We start from the raw sequence: 14,646 nt of genomic DNA on the forward strand, positions 1-14,646 counted from the left end.
TATCGATGTCTACCGATCCTCGGGCAAGGGCGGCCAGGGAGTGAACACCACCGACTCCGCAGTTCGGATCACCCACCTGCCCACGGGAATCGTGGTCACCTGCCAGAACGAGCGCTCCCAGCTGCAGAACAAGACCCGTGCCATGCAGGTGCTGGCCGCCCGGCTACAGGCCCTCGCCGAGGAGGAGGCCGAACGGGAGGCCGCGGCCGGCCGGGCCGACCAGATCCGCACCGTGGACCGGTCGGAGCGGATCCGCACCTACAACTTCCCGGAGAACCGGATCGCCGATCATCGGATCGGGTTCAAGGCGCACAATCTGGACGCGGTATTGGATGGGGATATGGATGCGCTGTTGGACGCGCTGGCGAATGCGGACCGGGCTGCCCGGATGGCGGCCGAATAAGCGGTGGCCGTGCTGCGAGCCGGTCGCGGTGCGCATCGCGGAGTGAGAGGCCGCGACATGAACGATCGCGACATGAACGATCGCGACATGAACGATCGCGACATGAACGACCGCGACATGAAGGACCGCGACATGAAGGACCGCGACATGAAGGACCGGGGCATGAAGGACCGGGACGCGTGAGTCGCGTGCAGCTGCGGCCGGTGCTCGTCGAGGCGACCGAAATGCTGCGGGCGGCGGGTGTGCCGAGTCCGCGCGCGGACGCCGAGCAGCTCGCGGCGCATGTGCTGTCGGTGGATCGGTCCCGACTGCTGCTGCACCCGATGATCGGAGTCGAGCAACTCGACGAGTTCCGGAAGCTGGTCGCCCGGCGGGCCGCTCGAATTCCGCTGCAACATCTGACCGGTCAGGCCGTCATGGGGAGTATCGAGCTCGTGGTGGGGCCGGGGGTTTTCATCCCGCGCCCGGAGACGGAGTTGTTGTTCGCCTGGACCCTGGCGCGTCTGGAGGCCGTGCGACACGATCACCCACCCGTCGTGGTGGATCTGTGCACCGGATCGGGCGCCCTGGCGCTGGCGTTGGCCCATGCCCGCCCGGACGCGGTGGTGCACGCCGTGGACATCGATCCGGCCGCATTGCGGTGGGCTCGTCGTAATGCCGATATCCGTATCGCCGCCGGGGATACCCCGATCACCCTGCACGACGCCGATGTCACCGATCCGGAGCTGCTGAGCGAACTCGACGGTCGAGTGGACATCGTGGTCGCCAACCCGCCCTATATCCCGGAGGGCGCCGATCTGGACCCGGAAGTCCTCGACCACGACCCGCATCGCGCTCTGTTCGGCGGCCCCGACGGCCTGGACGTCATCCGTCCCGCGATCCCTACCATCGCGCGGCTGCTGCGCTCGGGTGGCGGTGTCGCCATCGAACACGATGACACCAACGGCGCCCTGCTGGCCGGGTTGCTGGCCGATGACGGCCACTTCGTGGAAATCGTCGAACACCCCGATCTGGCGGGAAAACCCCGTTTCGTCGCCGCCGCTCGTAACTGAATTTCCCACCTGTTCCCCGGAAGGTACTCCGCTGCAACCGATTCCGAGCTCTTCCCGCGGTACTCGGGCCCGATCCGCGTTCGGGGGTGGGATGGTGCAGGATGAGCAGGAGTGGCCCCGTGAGAGTCTTCGACCCCGCGCCGCCGAAGGCAGCGCCGAAACCACGCCATGACAGGATGGACGCCGTGAGTACCGTCTACGACTGCGCCGACTCCGATTCGCGCGCCGCCGGACTGTCCGCCGCCACCAGCGCCCTGAAGTCCGGGCGGTTGGTGGTGCTGCCCACCGACACCGTCTACGGAATCGGTGCCGACGCGTTCGACAGCGCGGCCGTGTCCGCGCTGCTGGCCACCAAGAGACGTGGGCGCGATATGCCGGTACCGGTATTGGTCGGGTCGTGGAACACCATCGACGGGCTGGTGTTCTCGGTGCGTCCGCAGGCGCGGGAGTTGATCCGGGCGTTCTGGCCGGGTGGTCTGAGCATTGTGGTGCAGCAGGCGCCGTCGTTGACCTGGGATCTCGGTGACGCGCGGGGCACGGTGATGTTGCGGATGCCGTTGCATCCGATCGCCTTGGAGTTGTTGCGCGAGGTCGGCCCGTTGGCGGTGTCCAGCGCGAATGTGTCGGGGCATCCGGCGGCCACGACCGTGGCCGAGGCCCGGGAACAGTTCGGCGACCACGTGGGTGTATATCTCGACGGGGGCCCGGCGCGACATTCGGTGGCCTCCACCATTGTCGATCTCACCGCCGACCAGCCGCGTATCCTGCGTGCGGGTGCGGTGCCGGTGGACGAGATCGCCGCGGTACTCGGTATGGAGCCCGAAGCCCTGTCCGGCCCTCTTGCCCGGTGACGGAACGCAATCTACTGATGAACAGGCGGTACCCCCGGTGATGGGGTGGTTGGTGCTATGAGCGGTTCCGGTGCGGTCGTACCGCTGCGGGAACTCCTGCTGGTCCTACTGGTTTCCACCGTGGTCACCTTCCTGGCCACGGGCGGTATCAGGGTCTTGGCCATCGGGTTCGGCGCGGTGGCGGTGCCGCGTGACCGGGATGTGCACGTCAAGCCGATTCCCCGGATGGGCGGGGTCGGCATGTACATCGGGGTGGTCGCGGCCGTGTTGTTCGCCCATCAACTTCCCGCGCTGCGGCGGGGGTTCGATTATCTGCCCGATATCTCCGCGGTGCTGGTGGCCGCATCGATCATCGTGGTGGTCGGCATAGTGGACGATCGATGGGGCCTGGACGCGCTGACGAAATTCGCCGGCCAGGTCACCGCCGCCGGGGTCATGGCGGTGATGGGTCTGAGCTGGTACGTCATCTACAACCCGTTCAACAACAGCACGGTGGTGCTGGACGCCCTCCAGGGTGGTCTGGTGACCGTGGCGGTCGCGGTCACACTGATCAACGCCATGAATTTCGTCGACGGTCTGGACGGTTTGGCCGCCGGACTCGGACTGATCGCGTCCGCCGCGGTTTTCGCATTCGCCGTGGGGCTGCTCACCGAACAGGGCGGTTCGGTGGACACCTATCCGCCGGCGCTGTTGGCGGCTGCCATGGCCGGTGCCTGTCTGGGTTTCCTCCCGCACAATTTCTCGCCGGCGCGGATCTTCATGGGGGATTCGGGGTCCATGCTGATCGGCCTGGTTCTGGCGGCGGTGTCCACCAGCGCTTCGGGTCGTATCCCGTTGCAGGGGTACGGCCCGCGCGACATCGTCGGTCTGCTCTCGCCGGTGCTGCTGGTGGGCGCCGTGATGTTCATCCCGGTGCTGGACCTCGTCCTGGCGGTGGTGCGCCGGGTGCGGGCGGGGGTGAGTTTCTCCACGCCGGACAAGATGCATCTGCACCACCGGCTGCTACAGATCGGCCATTCGCATCGACGGGTGGTGCTGCTGATCTACCTGTGGGTTTGTGTGCTGGCCTTCGGCGCGGTGGGTACTTCGTTGATGGACCGGCGCGTGGTGGTGCTGCTGATGGCCGGTGGACTGTTGTTCGCGCTGGTCGCCACCGCCTTGCCGGGGCTGTGGCGTCGACAGGCGCTGCGGGAGTCCGCCGGCGCCGACGAGGAGAACGGGTAGAGTTGCAGGCCGTGCGTACACCATCGACCTCATCCGCCGACGCTCCGCTGCGCGCCGCGTTGCGCTATGGGCTGGTGGGGCTGGTCGTGCTGACCGTGCTCGCGGTCGTGCTGGGGGGTGTGATCGGCGGTTCGGCGGGCGTGTGGGGTGCGCTGCTGGGCGCGGCGATCGGTGGGGGATTCATTCTCACCACCGCCGCGGTGGTGTTGTTCGGCGCGAAGCTACCGCCCACCACCGCCGGATTGGTTATGCTGGTCAGCTGGGTGGGGAAATTACTGGTGGCGTTGATCGTCATCGCCGTGCTGAATCGGTTCGATTTCTACGACCGGGTCGCGCTGTTCCTGACCGTGGTCGGTGCCCTGGTGATCGTTCTCGGCGCGGAGACTTACGGTGTATTACGGCAGAAGGTTCCGTATGTGACGGTGCCCGAATCCGACGATAAGAGCAGGTGAGGGGGTTGACGCACATCGCCTGCCCCCACCTACACGCTGTCGTAGATAACTTGGTAAAGTACTGGTAAGCAAAGCGACCGTCCGGGAGGATGAACTGGTCCTGCCGGCTGCCGTTATGCTAATTGCCGTTCCGGGCCTGTAAAGGTCTGGTTCTGCATGTCGACGACGTCGCCGACACGTACAGACGCCCGAGCGGGAACGCCGCGCAGCTGCTGACGAACTTCGAGCCGACCTGAGTCGACCCACACTGATCGTCAATGTCCGATCGAACCGCGGGAGCGTGCAGGTCCTGCGGCCCGAACACGGGAGAGAACGCTGAGCGTCACCACCTTGGCCGCGGAATTCCACGCGCCATCGCTAACCGACTTCTTCCCCCCAGCGGTGCTGTTCGAGGGGACACCGTTCGAACTCGATCGTCTGATGTTGATTCGCATCCTCATGACGGCGGTATTGGCCGGTGTCATGTTGCTGGCATTCCGCAGCCCGCGCATTGTGCCGCGCGGTTTGCAGAATGCGGCCGAGATGGGGCTCATCTTCGTCAAGGAACAGATCTGCGAAGAGGTTCTCGGTAAGGAGACGGGGCGCAAGTTCCTCCCGCTCATCGCGACGATCTTCTTCACCGTTCTCTTCCTGAATTTCACCGGCGTGATCCCGCTGCTGAATATCTCGTCGAACGCCCGTATCGGCATGCCGCTGGTGTTGGCCGTGGTGGCCTATATCGCGTTCAACTATGTGGGCATCAAGAAGTACGGCTTCGTCAAGTACATGCGCAGCAGCATCGTGGTTCCGAATGTTCCGGCCGCCATGCACGTGCTCCTGATTCCGATCGAGTTCATCTCGACCTTCCTGCTGCGCCCGTTCACGCTGACCGTCCGACTCATGGCCAACATGCTGGCCGGTCACATCATGCTGGTGCTGTTCTTCAGCGCGACGCAGTTCTTCCTCTTCGACGCCGACGCCGCGTGGATGAAGGGATTCTCGCCGTTCTCGCTGTTGGGTGGTTTCGCCTTCACGCTGTTCGAGCTGCTGGTGATCTTCCTGCAGGCGTATGTGTTCGCCCTGCTGACCGCCGTTTACATCAGCCTCGCCGAACACGCGGACTCACACTGACCTGACCGCAACAACCGCACAGAAGACCTGCTGCACCGCGCCGACCGGCGGGTGAGCAAAAGAAAGGGAATGGAAGACTCATGAGCCTCTCGTACTTGGCCCAGGAAGCTGCCAACGAGTCGACGCTGAAGGGCCTCGGCGCCGTCGGCTATGGTCTGGCGGCCATCGGTCCGGGCATCGGCGTCGGTATCGTCGTCGGTAAGGCGATCGAGGGTATTGCCCGGCAGCCCGAGCTCTCCGGTCAGATCCGTACCAACATGTTCCTCGGCATCGCGTTCACCGAGGCGCTCGCCCTGATCGGCCTTGTCGCCGGCTTCATCTTCTGATTCCGATGATCGAGTTCACTCTGCTCGCAGCCGAAGAAGGAGAGGATGTGAATCCTCTTCTGCCCGCGACGTACGACATCGTCTGGTCGGCGGTGTGTGTGGCGGTTATCGCCGTCATCTTCTACAAGTACGTGATTCCACGTCTGTCCAAGGTGTTGGACGAGCGTTCGGACAAGATCGAGGGAGGAATCCGACGGGCCGAGGCCGCGCAGGAGGAAGCCCAGCAGACTCTGCAGCAGTACCAGCAGCAGCTGGCCGAAGCACGGCTCGAAGCGGCGAAGATCCGCGAGGACGCTCGTGCCCAGGGGCAGCAGATTCTCGCGCAGATGCGTGCCGAAGCCCAGGCCGAGAGCGAGCGCATCATCACGGCCGGACACGCCCAGCTGGAGGCCCAGCGCCAGCAGATCCTCACCGAGCTGCGGGCCGATGTGGGCCGCACCGCCGTGGATCTGGCCGAGAAGATCATCGGTCAGTCGGTGTCGGACGAGGCCAAGCAGGCGGCGACGATCGAGCGATTCCTCGACGAGATCGATAAGTCGAATGCCGGCATCGGGGTCGGAAGGTAACGACGAAAGGCGTGAGAACCATGTACGCAGCGAGCCGCGAGGCCAGTTCCCGGTCCCGGGAGGCGTTGACATCCGCGCTGACCGGGAGCAACGGTGTCGCGGCCGCGACGGGGTCCGAACTGTTCGCCGTTGTCTCCGTGCTCGACGACCAGCGTTCGCTGCGTGTGGCGCTCGCGGACGTGTCGGTGCCCGGCTCGGTCCGCGCCGAGCTGAGCGAACGAGTCTTCGGCGGCAAGGTCAGCGCCGCCACCCTGGCGGTGCTGACCACCGCGGTCGCCCAGGACTGGTCGCGTCCCTCCGATCTGGTCGACACCCTGGTCCTGCTGGGACAGCAGGCCCTGTTGGAGTCGGCCGCCGAACGGGGCCGCCTGGACGCGGTCGAGGACGAATTGTTCCGACTCGGTCGGATCATCGCCGACAATCCCGAACTGGAGCAGGCGCTGTCCGACCGCGGTAAACCCGTCGCGGCCAAACGCGAACTGCTGTCCCGGCTGCTTTCCGGCAAGACCGAGGACATCACCCAGACCCTGGCCGAACAGGTGGTGAGCCGCCCTCGGACCGGGATCGGCGCGGCCTTCGACGAACTGTCCGATCTGGCCGCGGCCCGACGGGACCAAATCGTCGCGCACGTGCGCTCGGCGATCGCTCTGACCGACCGGCAGCGGGAACGGCTCGCCGGTTCGCTGCAGCGCATCTACGGCCGCGGCGTCACGGTGCACGTCGAGGTAGACCCCGCTCTGCTGAGCGGGCTCGTCGTGCGCATCGGTGACGATGTGATCGACGGCAGTGCCACCGGCCGACTGGAACGGCTGCGCCGCGAACTGAGCAAGTGATTCGCCGCCGGCCGGCCCACCCCACCCCCGACATTCCAGACCAGACACCGAGAGCAGGAAGAACATGGCGGAGCTGACGATCTCCTCCGACGAGATCCGTAGCGCGATCGAAAGCTACACCCAGAGCTACACCCCGGAAACCTCCATCGAGGAAGTCGGTGTCGTCACCGATACCAGTGACGGCATCGCGCACGTCAGCGGCCTGCCTTCGGCCATGGCCAACGAGCTGCTCGAATTCCCGGGCGGTGTGCTCGGCGTGGCGCTGAACCTCGAGGACCGCGAGATCGGTGCCGTGATCCTCGGCGAATTCGCCGAGATCGAGGAGGGCCAGCAGGTCCGTCGCACCGGTGATGTGCTCTCGGTCCCGGTCGGCGACAAATTCCTCGGCCGTGTGGTGAACCCGCTCGGCCAGCCGATCGACGGCCTGGGCGAGATCGAGGCCGAAGAGCGGCGCGTCCTCGAACTGCAGGCCGCGACCGTGCTGGAGCGTCAGCCGGTCGAGGAGCCGATGGCGACCGGTATCACCGCCATCGACGCGCTGACCGCCATCGGCCGTGGCCAGCGGCAGCTGATCATCGGTGACCGCAAGACCGGTAAGACCGCGGTCTGCATCGACGCCATCCTGAACCAGAAGGCCAACTGGGAGTCCGGCGACCCCAAGAAGCAGATGCGCTGCATCTACGTCGCCATCGGTCAGAAGGGTTCCACCATCGCGGGTGTGAAGGCCGCGCTGGAGGAGCACGGCGCGATGGAATACACCACCATCGTCGCGGCCCCGGCCTCCGACTCCGCCGGCTTCAAGTGGTTGGCCCCCTACACCGGTTCGGCCATCGGCCAGCACTGGATGTACCAGGGCAAGCACGTGCTGATCGTGTTCGACGACCTCACCAAGCAGGCCGAGGCCTACCGCGCGATCTCGCTGCTGCTGCGCCGCCCGCCGGGCCGTGAAGCCTACCCGGGTGACGTCTTCTACCTGCACTCGCGGCTGCTGGAGCGTTGCGCGAAGCTGTCCGACGAGATGGGTGGCGGTTCGATGACCGGTCTGCCGATCATCGAGACCAAGGCCAACGACATCTCGGCGTTCATCCCGACCAACGTCATCTCCATCACCGACGGTCAGGTCTTCCTGGAGTCCGACCTGTTCAACAAGGGTGTCCGTCCGGCGATCAACGTCGGTACCTCGGTCTCCCGCGTCGGTGGCGCCGCCCAGACCAAGGGCATGAAGAAGGTCGCCGGTTCGCTGCGTCTGGAAATGGCGCAGTATCGTGAGCTGGAGGCGTTCTCCGCCTTCGCCTCCGACCTGGACGCCGCCTCGCTGGCCCAGCTCGAGCGCGGTGCCCGCTGGGTCGAGCTGCTCAAGCAGGAGCAGTACTCGCCGATTCCGGTCGAGGACCAGATCGTGTCCATCTTCCTGGTCGACAACGGCTTCTACGACTCGGTGCCGGTCGCCGATATCCGTCGCTTCAACCGGGAGCTCATCGAGGATCTGCACCGCACCGCGGCCGAGGCCTTCGCCTCCATCGAGGGCGGCAAGGTGCTCGAGGGTGAGGCGGCCGAGCAGATCAAAGCGGCCACCCAGAAGTTCAAGGAAGGCTTCCTGGCCTCCGACGGCAGCCGGGTGGTGGAAGCGCCGGCCGGTGAACTGGAGCACGAAGAGGTCGAGTCGCTGTCGGTCACCCGCAAGCACGTCGAGAAGTAGTCGGCGGTCCGTGATGAGTCGTACGATCCTCGGCGAGAGCGAAAGGCGAGCGCACGACCGTGCGCCGGCGCGCGCTCGCCGTCGATTCACCCCAGCTCCCCGCATAAGCGGGGATGAGCCAGGAGTGTGAACCGCTGATGGCAAGCTTGCGTGAACTGCGCTCCCGCATTCGCGGTGTCAATTCGATCAAGAAGATCACCAAGGCCCAGGAACTGATCGCGACCTCGCGTATCACCAAGGCCCAGGCCCGGGTGGCCGCCGCGAAGCCGTACTCGGAGGAGATCACCAAGGTGGTCGCCGAGTTGGCGAGCGCATCGAAGAATCTGACGCATCCGCTGTTGACCGAACGTCCGAACCCGCGGCGAGCGGCCGTGCTGGTCATCACCAGTGACAGCGGTATGTGCGGTGGTTACAACTCGAACGTGCTCAGGCGCGCCGAGGAGCTGATGACCACCCTGCGCGAAGAGGGTAAGGAGCCGGTGCTGTACGTCATGGGCAACAAGGGCCTGACGTACTACACCTTCCGCAACCGGACCCCCACCGCCTCGTGGACCGGTTTCTCCCAGCAGCCGAAGTACTCGGACGCCCGAGGGGCCTGCGACCACCTGGTGGCCAGTTTCATGGCCGGTTCCGATGGTGAGGTGCCGGCTCCGAACGGCACGGGAAATATCGCCGGCGTCGACGAACTGCATATCGTCTACACCCGGTTCGTGAGCATGCTGACCCAGACCCCGGAGGTGCGCCGGATGGCGCCCATCCAGGTGAGCTACGTCGACGAGGCGTTCGATCTGGGTGAGGACATGCTGACCGATTCGCCCACCGCCGTGGCCCGGGCCCAGTACGAATTCGAGCCCGACGCCGATGTGCTGTTGGCAGCGCTGCTGCCCAAGTACATCAGCACGCGTATCTACGCGTCGTTGCTCGAGGCAGCGGCATCCGAGTCCGCGGCTCGGCGCACCGCAATGAAGGCGGCCACCGATAACGCCACCGAACTGGCGAACACGCTGTCTCGGCAGGCGAACTCGGTGCGTCAGGCCAACATCACGCAGGAAATCAGCGAAATCGTCGGTGGCGTGAACGCCCTGGCGGCGAGCTCGGATCGCGACTAGACCCCCAGGAAGAGAACCAACCAAATGACCGCAGCTGTCACCCAAGACAACTCGAGCCGGACCGGCGCGGCCGCGGGCCGCGTGGTCCGGGTCATCGGCCCCGTCGTGGACGTCGAGTTCCCCCGGGGTTCGATACCGGAACTGTTCAACGCGCTGCACGCCGAGATCACTCTCCCGGCGGTGGCCAAGACCCTGACCCTCGAGGTCGCCCAGCACCTCGGCGACAACATCGTGCGCACCATCTCGATGCAGCCGACCGACGGTCTGGTCCGCGGCGCCGAGGTCACCGATACCGGCAAGCCGATCTCGGTGCCGGTCGGTGACGTGGTGAAGGGCCACGTGTTCAACGCGCTGGGCGACTGCCTGGACGCGCCGGGCACCGGCCGGGACGGCGAGCAGTGGGGTATCCACCGCAAGCCGCCGAGCTTCGACCAGCTCGAGGGCAAGACCGAGATCCTGGAGACGGGCATCAAGGTCATCGACCTGCTGACCCCGTACGTGAAGGGCGGCAAGATCGGCCTGTTCGGTGGTGCCGGTGTCGGCAAGACCGTGCTCATCCAGGAGATGATCACCCGTATCGCCCGGGAGTTCTCCGGTACCTCGGTGTTCGCCGGCGTCGGTGAGCGCACCCGTGAGGGCACCGACCTGCGGCTGGAGATGGAGGAGATGGGCGTCCTCCAGGACACCGCCCTCGTCTTCGGCCAGATGGACGAGCCGCCGGGCACCCGTATGCGCGTCGCGCTGTCGGCCCTGACCATGGCCGAGTACTTCCGCGATGTGCAGCACCAGGACGTGCTGTTGTTCATCGACAACATCTTCCGGTTCACCCAGGCCGGTTCCGAGGTGTCGACCCTGCTGGGTCGTATGCCCTCGGCCGTCGGTTACCAGCCGACCCTGGCCGACGAGATGGGTGAGTTGCAGGAGCGCATCACCTCCACCCGGGGTAAGTCGATCACCTCGCTGCAGGCCATCTACGTGCCCGCGGACGACTACACCGACCCCGCCCCGGCGACCACCTTCGCCCACCTGGACGCGACCACCGAGCTCTCCCGCCCGATCTCGCAGAAGGGTATCTACCCCGCCGTCGACCCGCTGACCTCGACCTCCCGCATCCTGGAGGCCTCGATCGTCGGCGACCGGCACTTCGCGGTGGCCAACGAGGTCAAGCGAATCCTGCAGAAGTACAAGGAACTGCAGGACATCATCGCCATCCTCGGTATGGACGAGCTCTCCGAAGAGGACAAGGTCCTCGTCGGCCGCGCCCGTCGCCTGGAGAAGTTCCTCGGTCAGAACTTCATCGTGGCCGAGAAGTTCACCGGTCAGCCGGGTTCGGTGGTTCCGTTGGAGCAGACCATCGACGACTTCGATCGGGTCTGCAAGGGCGAGTTCGACCACTACCCGGAGCAGGCGTTCAACTCCTGCGGTGGTCTCGACGATGTCGAGAAGGCCGCGAAGAAGATCGCCGGAAAGTAGTCACCGATGGCGGATATGTCAGTTGATCTGGTCGCCGTCGAACGGCGGCTGTGGTCCGGTCGGGCGAGTTTCGTCAGCGCCCAGACCACCGAGGGACAGATCGGCATCATGCCGGGTCACGAGCCGCTGCTCGGCCAGTTGGTCGAGGGTGGCACGGTGACCATCGTCGACGGCGAGGGACAGCGGATCGTCGCGGCGGTACACGGCGGATTCTTCTCCGTCACCGCCGACTCGGTGCGTGTGCTGGCCGAGTCCGCCGAGTTCTCGACCGAGGTCGATATCGAGGAGGCCCGTCGCGTGCTCGCCGATTCCTCCGCCTCGGCCGAGGAATTGCGGGCGGCGCAGGGCCGGGTGCGCGCGGTGGAGCAGAGCGCTTCGTCCTAGCGCGCCGTTTCGTCGGCCGCCGGTATCGGTGCCGATTCGACAAGCCGGTACTCGACCGGCGGTGGGTTCGCCCACCGCCGGTCGAGTCGTCTTTCGGGGAAGGGCGGTCGTTCCGCGGTGACGACAAGGATCGCCGGGCGGAACCGACATTCGGTCGGTGACGTTGACATGCCCCGACCGTTTGTAAACTCGGGTCCATGATTGAATGACCGCGAGTACACCGAATGGTCGATTCCGATTCGGTCGGGTGAGTGAAGGGATGTGCGGCATTGCAGACCGGGATGGTTTTTCTGATCATTCTGGTGCTGCTGTTGGCCGGAATCGCTTTCGCATCCACATATCGCCTGGTCATGCTGCGTCGCGGTGGTACCGCCGCGATTTTGCGAGTCCTGCCCGCCCGGGCGGGTGAGCGTTGGCGTCACGGCCTGATCCGCTATGACGAGGACCGGCTGGTGTTCTTCAAACTGACCAGCCTGAAACTCGGACCGGATTCGGTGATCCGCCGCCGGGGCATCGAGCTCGGGGACAAGCGCGGTCCTCAGGGCGACGAATACGACATCATGACCGACGAGATCGTCGTGATCGCGGTATCCGACAACGAAGGCCGATACGAGCTGGCGCTGGATCGCGGCTCCCTGGCGGCCTTCCTGTCCTGGGTGGAGTCCCGGCCATCCGACCGCGCCCGTCGATTGCGCGGCCGACCGGGTTCCGGACCGGTCTGATCGAGATCTCCGCCATCGCCGGCTCTCCGCGATCGATCCGACGCCCGAGCGGGGACACGTTTATGGTTGTCGTGTGAGCGTGCACCTGACGCGGATCTACACCCGCACCGGAGATGACGGGACCACCGGTCTCAGCGATTTCTCCCGGGTCGCCAAAACCGACCCGCGCCTGGTCGCGTATGCCGACTGCGACGAGGCCAACGCGGCCCTCGGAGTGTCCGTCGCGCTGGGCCGGCCGGAGGGCGAACTGTTCGCGATGCTGCGCCAGGTGCAAAACGACCTGTTCGACGTGGGTGCGGACCTGTCCACCCCGGTTGTCGCCGAGCCGAAGTATCCACCGCTGCGGATCACCGAGTCCTATATCGAGCGTTTGGAGACCTGGTGTGACGAATTCAACGCCGAACTGGCACCGTTGAATTCGTTCATCCTGCCCGGCGGCACTCCTCTGGCGGCCCTACTGCACAGCGCGCGCACCATCGTGCGCCGGGCGGAGCGTTCGGCCTGGGCGGCCGTGGCCGCCTATCCCGACGCCACCTCGGTCCTGCCCGCCAAATACCTCAACCGGTTGTCGGACCTGTTGTTCATCCTCGCTCGCCACGCGAATCCGGGTGGAGATGTCCTGTGGCGCCCCGGGGGCGGTCGTGCCACCGATGAGACACGGACCACTTCGGATTCCGAGATCTGATCGCGCCCATCCGACTGTGACGAAATCCGACCGAATTTCATCGGAACCATGGATACTGCGCCAGACGAACCCGAGCCCCGGCCCCCGGGGCGAAGGGGGTGGGCGGTGGCTCCGCGGCGGGCATCGTCGCAGGAAGAGAGCGCACTATCCTGGCACTCACTGGTGTGCCGATAACGCGGAGAGGCGGCATGGAACGGTTTTTGGTAACGGGCGGCGACCGGCTGGTCGGTGAGGTCACGGTGGGTGGCGCCAAGAACAGCGTCCTCAAACTGATGGCTGCTGCCCTGCTTGCCGAGGGCACCACCACCATCACGAACTGTCCCGACATCCTGGATGTGCCGCTGATGGCCGATGTGCTGCGCGGGTTGGGATGCGATGTGACGATCGACGGACCGGTGGTGACCATCGACACGCCCGCCGAGCCCAAGTATCACGCGGATTTCGCGGCGGTCACCCAGTTCCGTGCCTCGGTCTGTGTGCTCGGTCCGTTGATGGCGCGCTGTCGACGCGCCGTGGTGGCGTTGCCCGGCGGTGATGCCATCGGCTCTCGCCCCCTGGACATGCACCAGGCCGGCCTGCGGCTGCTCGGCGCGACCAGCGAGATCGAGCACGGTTGTGTGGTCGCCCGGGCCGATGAGCTCCAAGGCGCCCGCATCCGACTCGACTTCCCCTCGGTGGGCGCCACGGAGAACATCCTCATGGCCGCGGTACTCGCCGAGGGCGAGACGGTGATCGACAATGCCGCCCGGGAACCCGAGATCGTCGATCTGTGCACCATGCTCACCCAGATGGGCGCCCGGATCAGCGGGGCCGGCACCTCGGTGCTGACCATCCAGGGCGTGAAACGGCTCTCGCCCACGACACATCGTGTGATCGGCGACCGGATCGTCGCCGCGACCTGGGGCATCGCCGCGGCGATGACCACGGGTGACGTGCGCGTCACCGGGGTCAACCCCAAACATCTGTCGGTGGTGTTGGACAAGCTGCGCGCCGCGGGGGCGCGGATCTCCTTCGAGCCGGACGGGTTCCGGGTGGTCCAACCGGAACGTCCGCGGGCGGTGAACTTCTCCACCCTGCCGTTCCCCGGCTTCCCCACCGACCTGCAGCCGATGGCGATAGGCCTGGCCTCCATCGCCGATGGCACCTCCATGATCACCGAGAACATCTTCGAGGCGCGGTTCCGCTTCGTGGAGGAGATGATCCGGTTGGGCGCCGATGCCCGCACCGATGGCCATCACGCGGTGGTGCGGGGTATTCCGCGGTTGTCCAGTGCGCCGGTCTGGTCGTCGGATATTCGTGCGGGCGCCGGTCTCGTGCTCGCGGGATTGGTCGCCGAGGGGACCACCGAAGTGCACGACGTTTTCCACATCGATCGGGGTTATCCGAACTTCGTCGAGAACCTTCAAGCACTGGGCGCGCGGATCGAACGGGTGGGTGCCGCGGAATGAACGGATTCGTTTCGCCGGGGTGGTGTGAACGGCACCGAAAAAGGTGCTTTGAAAATCATTCCTGACCAGGCGATTTGACATTGCAAACAACTACCCGTAACTTATTCCACGTCAGAGCGACACGGACACCGACCAGGGGCCCGGAGCGAGGCGGAAACGCCGAGCCGGAGGGACCAGGGAAAACGAGGTAGGACGAGGAGCGCCTGACAATCACGCCGACTCGATCGAGTGTCCGGTTTGCAACCGGGCGCCTGAGTGAGCTAGGCTAGGAAAGTCGTTTCACCGATCAGCTGAGATAATCAGCCAGAT

General features: G+C 65.7%; 17 protein-coding genes. All 17 read left to right on the forward strand.

Annotation, left to right across the window (positions count from 1 at the left end; genetic code table 11):
• A partial coding sequence (locus ON32_RS04705) for a peptide chain release factor-like protein (RefSeq protein ID WP_040788932.1) occupies positions 1–403 on the forward strand: 403 nt, incomplete at its 5' end.
• A 3-nt stretch (positions 404–406) separates the two neighbouring features.
• Complete coding sequence (locus ON32_RS29525; RefSeq protein WP_040788934.1) at positions 407–586, forward strand: hypothetical protein; 180 nt, start codon at positions 407–409, stop codon at positions 584–586.
• Complete coding sequence (gene prmC / locus ON32_RS04715; RefSeq protein WP_040788935.1) at positions 583–1,455, forward strand: peptide chain release factor N(5)-glutamine methyltransferase; 873 nt, start codon at positions 583–585, stop codon at positions 1,453–1,455. The genes ON32_RS29525 and prmC overlap by 4 nt, the downstream gene beginning before the upstream one ends.
• Before the next feature lie 185 nt (positions 1,456–1,640).
• Positions 1,641–2,306 (forward strand): L-threonylcarbamoyladenylate synthase, encoded by a 666-nt coding sequence (locus tag ON32_RS04720; protein WP_040788946.1) that lies wholly within the window; start codon positions 1,641–1,643, stop codon positions 2,304–2,306.
• A 57-nt stretch (positions 2,307–2,363) separates the two neighbouring features.
• Positions 2,364–3,530, forward strand: a complete 1,167-nt coding sequence (locus tag ON32_RS04725; RefSeq protein WP_051132864.1) for an MraY family glycosyltransferase — start codon at positions 2,364–2,366, stop codon at positions 3,528–3,530.
• Between the two features lie 2 nt (positions 3,531–3,532).
• Positions 3,533–3,982: a Cg1360 family ATP-synthase-associated protein gene (locus ON32_RS04730; RefSeq protein WP_085995114.1), complete on the forward strand. Its 450-nt coding sequence runs from the start codon at positions 3,533–3,535 to the stop codon at positions 3,980–3,982.
• Positions 3,983–4,312: 330 nt separating this feature from the next.
• Positions 4,313–5,092 (forward strand): F0F1 ATP synthase subunit A, encoded by a 780-nt coding sequence (atpB, locus tag ON32_RS04735; protein ID WP_157224074.1) that lies wholly within the window; start codon positions 4,313–4,315, stop codon positions 5,090–5,092.
• Between the two features lie 80 nt (positions 5,093–5,172).
• Complete coding sequence (locus ON32_RS04740) at positions 5,173–5,418, forward strand: ATP synthase F0 subunit C (protein ID WP_040788937.1); 246 nt, start codon at positions 5,173–5,175, stop codon at positions 5,416–5,418.
• Between the two features lie 5 nt (positions 5,419–5,423).
• The gene (locus ON32_RS04745) at positions 5,424–5,984 is read left to right on the forward strand and encodes a F0F1 ATP synthase subunit B (RefSeq protein WP_040788938.1); all 561 of its coding nucleotides are present in this window, start codon (positions 5,424–5,426) and stop codon (positions 5,982–5,984) included.
• Between the two features lie 20 nt (positions 5,985–6,004).
• Positions 6,005–6,817 carry a F0F1 ATP synthase subunit delta gene (locus ON32_RS04750; protein WP_040788939.1) on the forward strand — a complete coding sequence of 271 codons (813 nt, stop codon included), beginning with the start codon at positions 6,005–6,007 and terminating at the stop codon, positions 6,815–6,817.
• Positions 6,818–6,881: 64 nt separating this feature from the next.
• Positions 6,882–8,516 carry a F0F1 ATP synthase subunit alpha gene (gene atpA, locus ON32_RS04755; protein ID WP_040788940.1) on the forward strand — a complete coding sequence of 545 codons (1,635 nt, stop codon included), beginning with the start codon at positions 6,882–6,884 and terminating at the stop codon, positions 8,514–8,516.
• A gap of 137 nt (positions 8,517–8,653) precedes the next feature.
• The gene (locus ON32_RS04760; protein WP_040788951.1) at positions 8,654–9,625 is read left to right on the forward strand and encodes a F0F1 ATP synthase subunit gamma; all 972 of its coding nucleotides are present in this window, start codon (positions 8,654–8,656) and stop codon (positions 9,623–9,625) included.
• A 24-nt stretch (positions 9,626–9,649) separates the two neighbouring features.
• Positions 9,650–11,098, forward strand: a complete 1,449-nt coding sequence (gene atpD / locus ON32_RS04765) for a F0F1 ATP synthase subunit beta (RefSeq protein ID WP_040788941.1) — start codon at positions 9,650–9,652, stop codon at positions 11,096–11,098.
• 6 nt (positions 11,099–11,104) lie between these two features.
• A complete protein-coding gene (locus ON32_RS04770) occupies positions 11,105–11,482 on the forward strand; it encodes a F0F1 ATP synthase subunit epsilon (protein WP_040788942.1) in 378 nt (125 codons plus the stop codon).
• 281 nt (positions 11,483–11,763) lie between these two features.
• Positions 11,764–12,204: a DUF2550 domain-containing protein gene (locus tag ON32_RS04775; protein WP_040788953.1), complete on the forward strand. Its 441-nt coding sequence runs from the start codon at positions 11,764–11,766 to the stop codon at positions 12,202–12,204.
• 73 nt (positions 12,205–12,277) lie between these two features.
• The gene (locus ON32_RS04780; RefSeq protein WP_040788943.1) at positions 12,278–12,889 is read left to right on the forward strand and encodes a cob(I)yrinic acid a,c-diamide adenosyltransferase; all 612 of its coding nucleotides are present in this window, start codon (positions 12,278–12,280) and stop codon (positions 12,887–12,889) included.
• Between the two features lie 188 nt (positions 12,890–13,077).
• Positions 13,078–14,337, forward strand: coding sequence for a UDP-N-acetylglucosamine 1-carboxyvinyltransferase (gene murA / locus ON32_RS04785; protein WP_040788944.1), 1,260 nt, complete (start codon positions 13,078–13,080; stop codon positions 14,335–14,337).
• Positions 14,338–14,646: the final 309 nt, after the last annotated feature.

Origin of the sequence: Nocardia paucivorans NBRC 100373 (genome assembly GCF_000308675.1) — a bacterium.
GTDB lineage: Bacteria > Actinomycetota > Actinomycetes > Mycobacteriales > Mycobacteriaceae > Nocardia > Nocardia paucivorans.

Excerpts from the sequence above, each read along its gene's own strand:
- ON32_RS04740 (WP_040788937.1), top strand. The coding sequence starts at position 5,173 with ATGAGCCTCTCGTACTTGGCCCAGGAAGCTGCCAACGAGTCGACGCTG.
- murA (WP_040788944.1), top strand. The coding sequence starts at position 13,078 with ATGGAACGGTTTTTGGTAACGGGCGGCGACCGGCTGGTCGGTGAGGTC.
- ON32_RS04775 (WP_040788953.1), top strand. The coding sequence starts at position 11,764 with ATGGTTTTTCTGATCATTCTGGTGCTGCTGTTGGCCGGAATCGCTTTC.
- ON32_RS04745 (WP_040788938.1), top strand. The coding sequence starts at position 5,424 with ATGATCGAGTTCACTCTGCTCGCAGCCGAAGAAGGAGAGGATGTGAAT.
- ON32_RS04770 (WP_040788942.1), top strand. The coding sequence starts at position 11,105 with ATGGCGGATATGTCAGTTGATCTGGTCGCCGTCGAACGGCGGCTGTGG.
- atpA (WP_040788940.1), top strand. The coding sequence starts at position 6,882 with ATGGCGGAGCTGACGATCTCCTCCGACGAGATCCGTAGCGCGATCGAA.
- ON32_RS04760 (WP_040788951.1), top strand. The coding sequence starts at position 8,654 with ATGGCAAGCTTGCGTGAACTGCGCTCCCGCATTCGCGGTGTCAATTCG.
- ON32_RS04725 (WP_051132864.1), top strand. The coding sequence starts at position 2,364 with ATGAGCGGTTCCGGTGCGGTCGTACCGCTGCGGGAACTCCTGCTGGTC.
- ON32_RS04750 (WP_040788939.1), top strand. The coding sequence starts at position 6,005 with ATGTACGCAGCGAGCCGCGAGGCCAGTTCCCGGTCCCGGGAGGCGTTG.
- atpD (WP_040788941.1), top strand. The coding sequence starts at position 9,650 with ATGACCGCAGCTGTCACCCAAGACAACTCGAGCCGGACCGGCGCGGCC.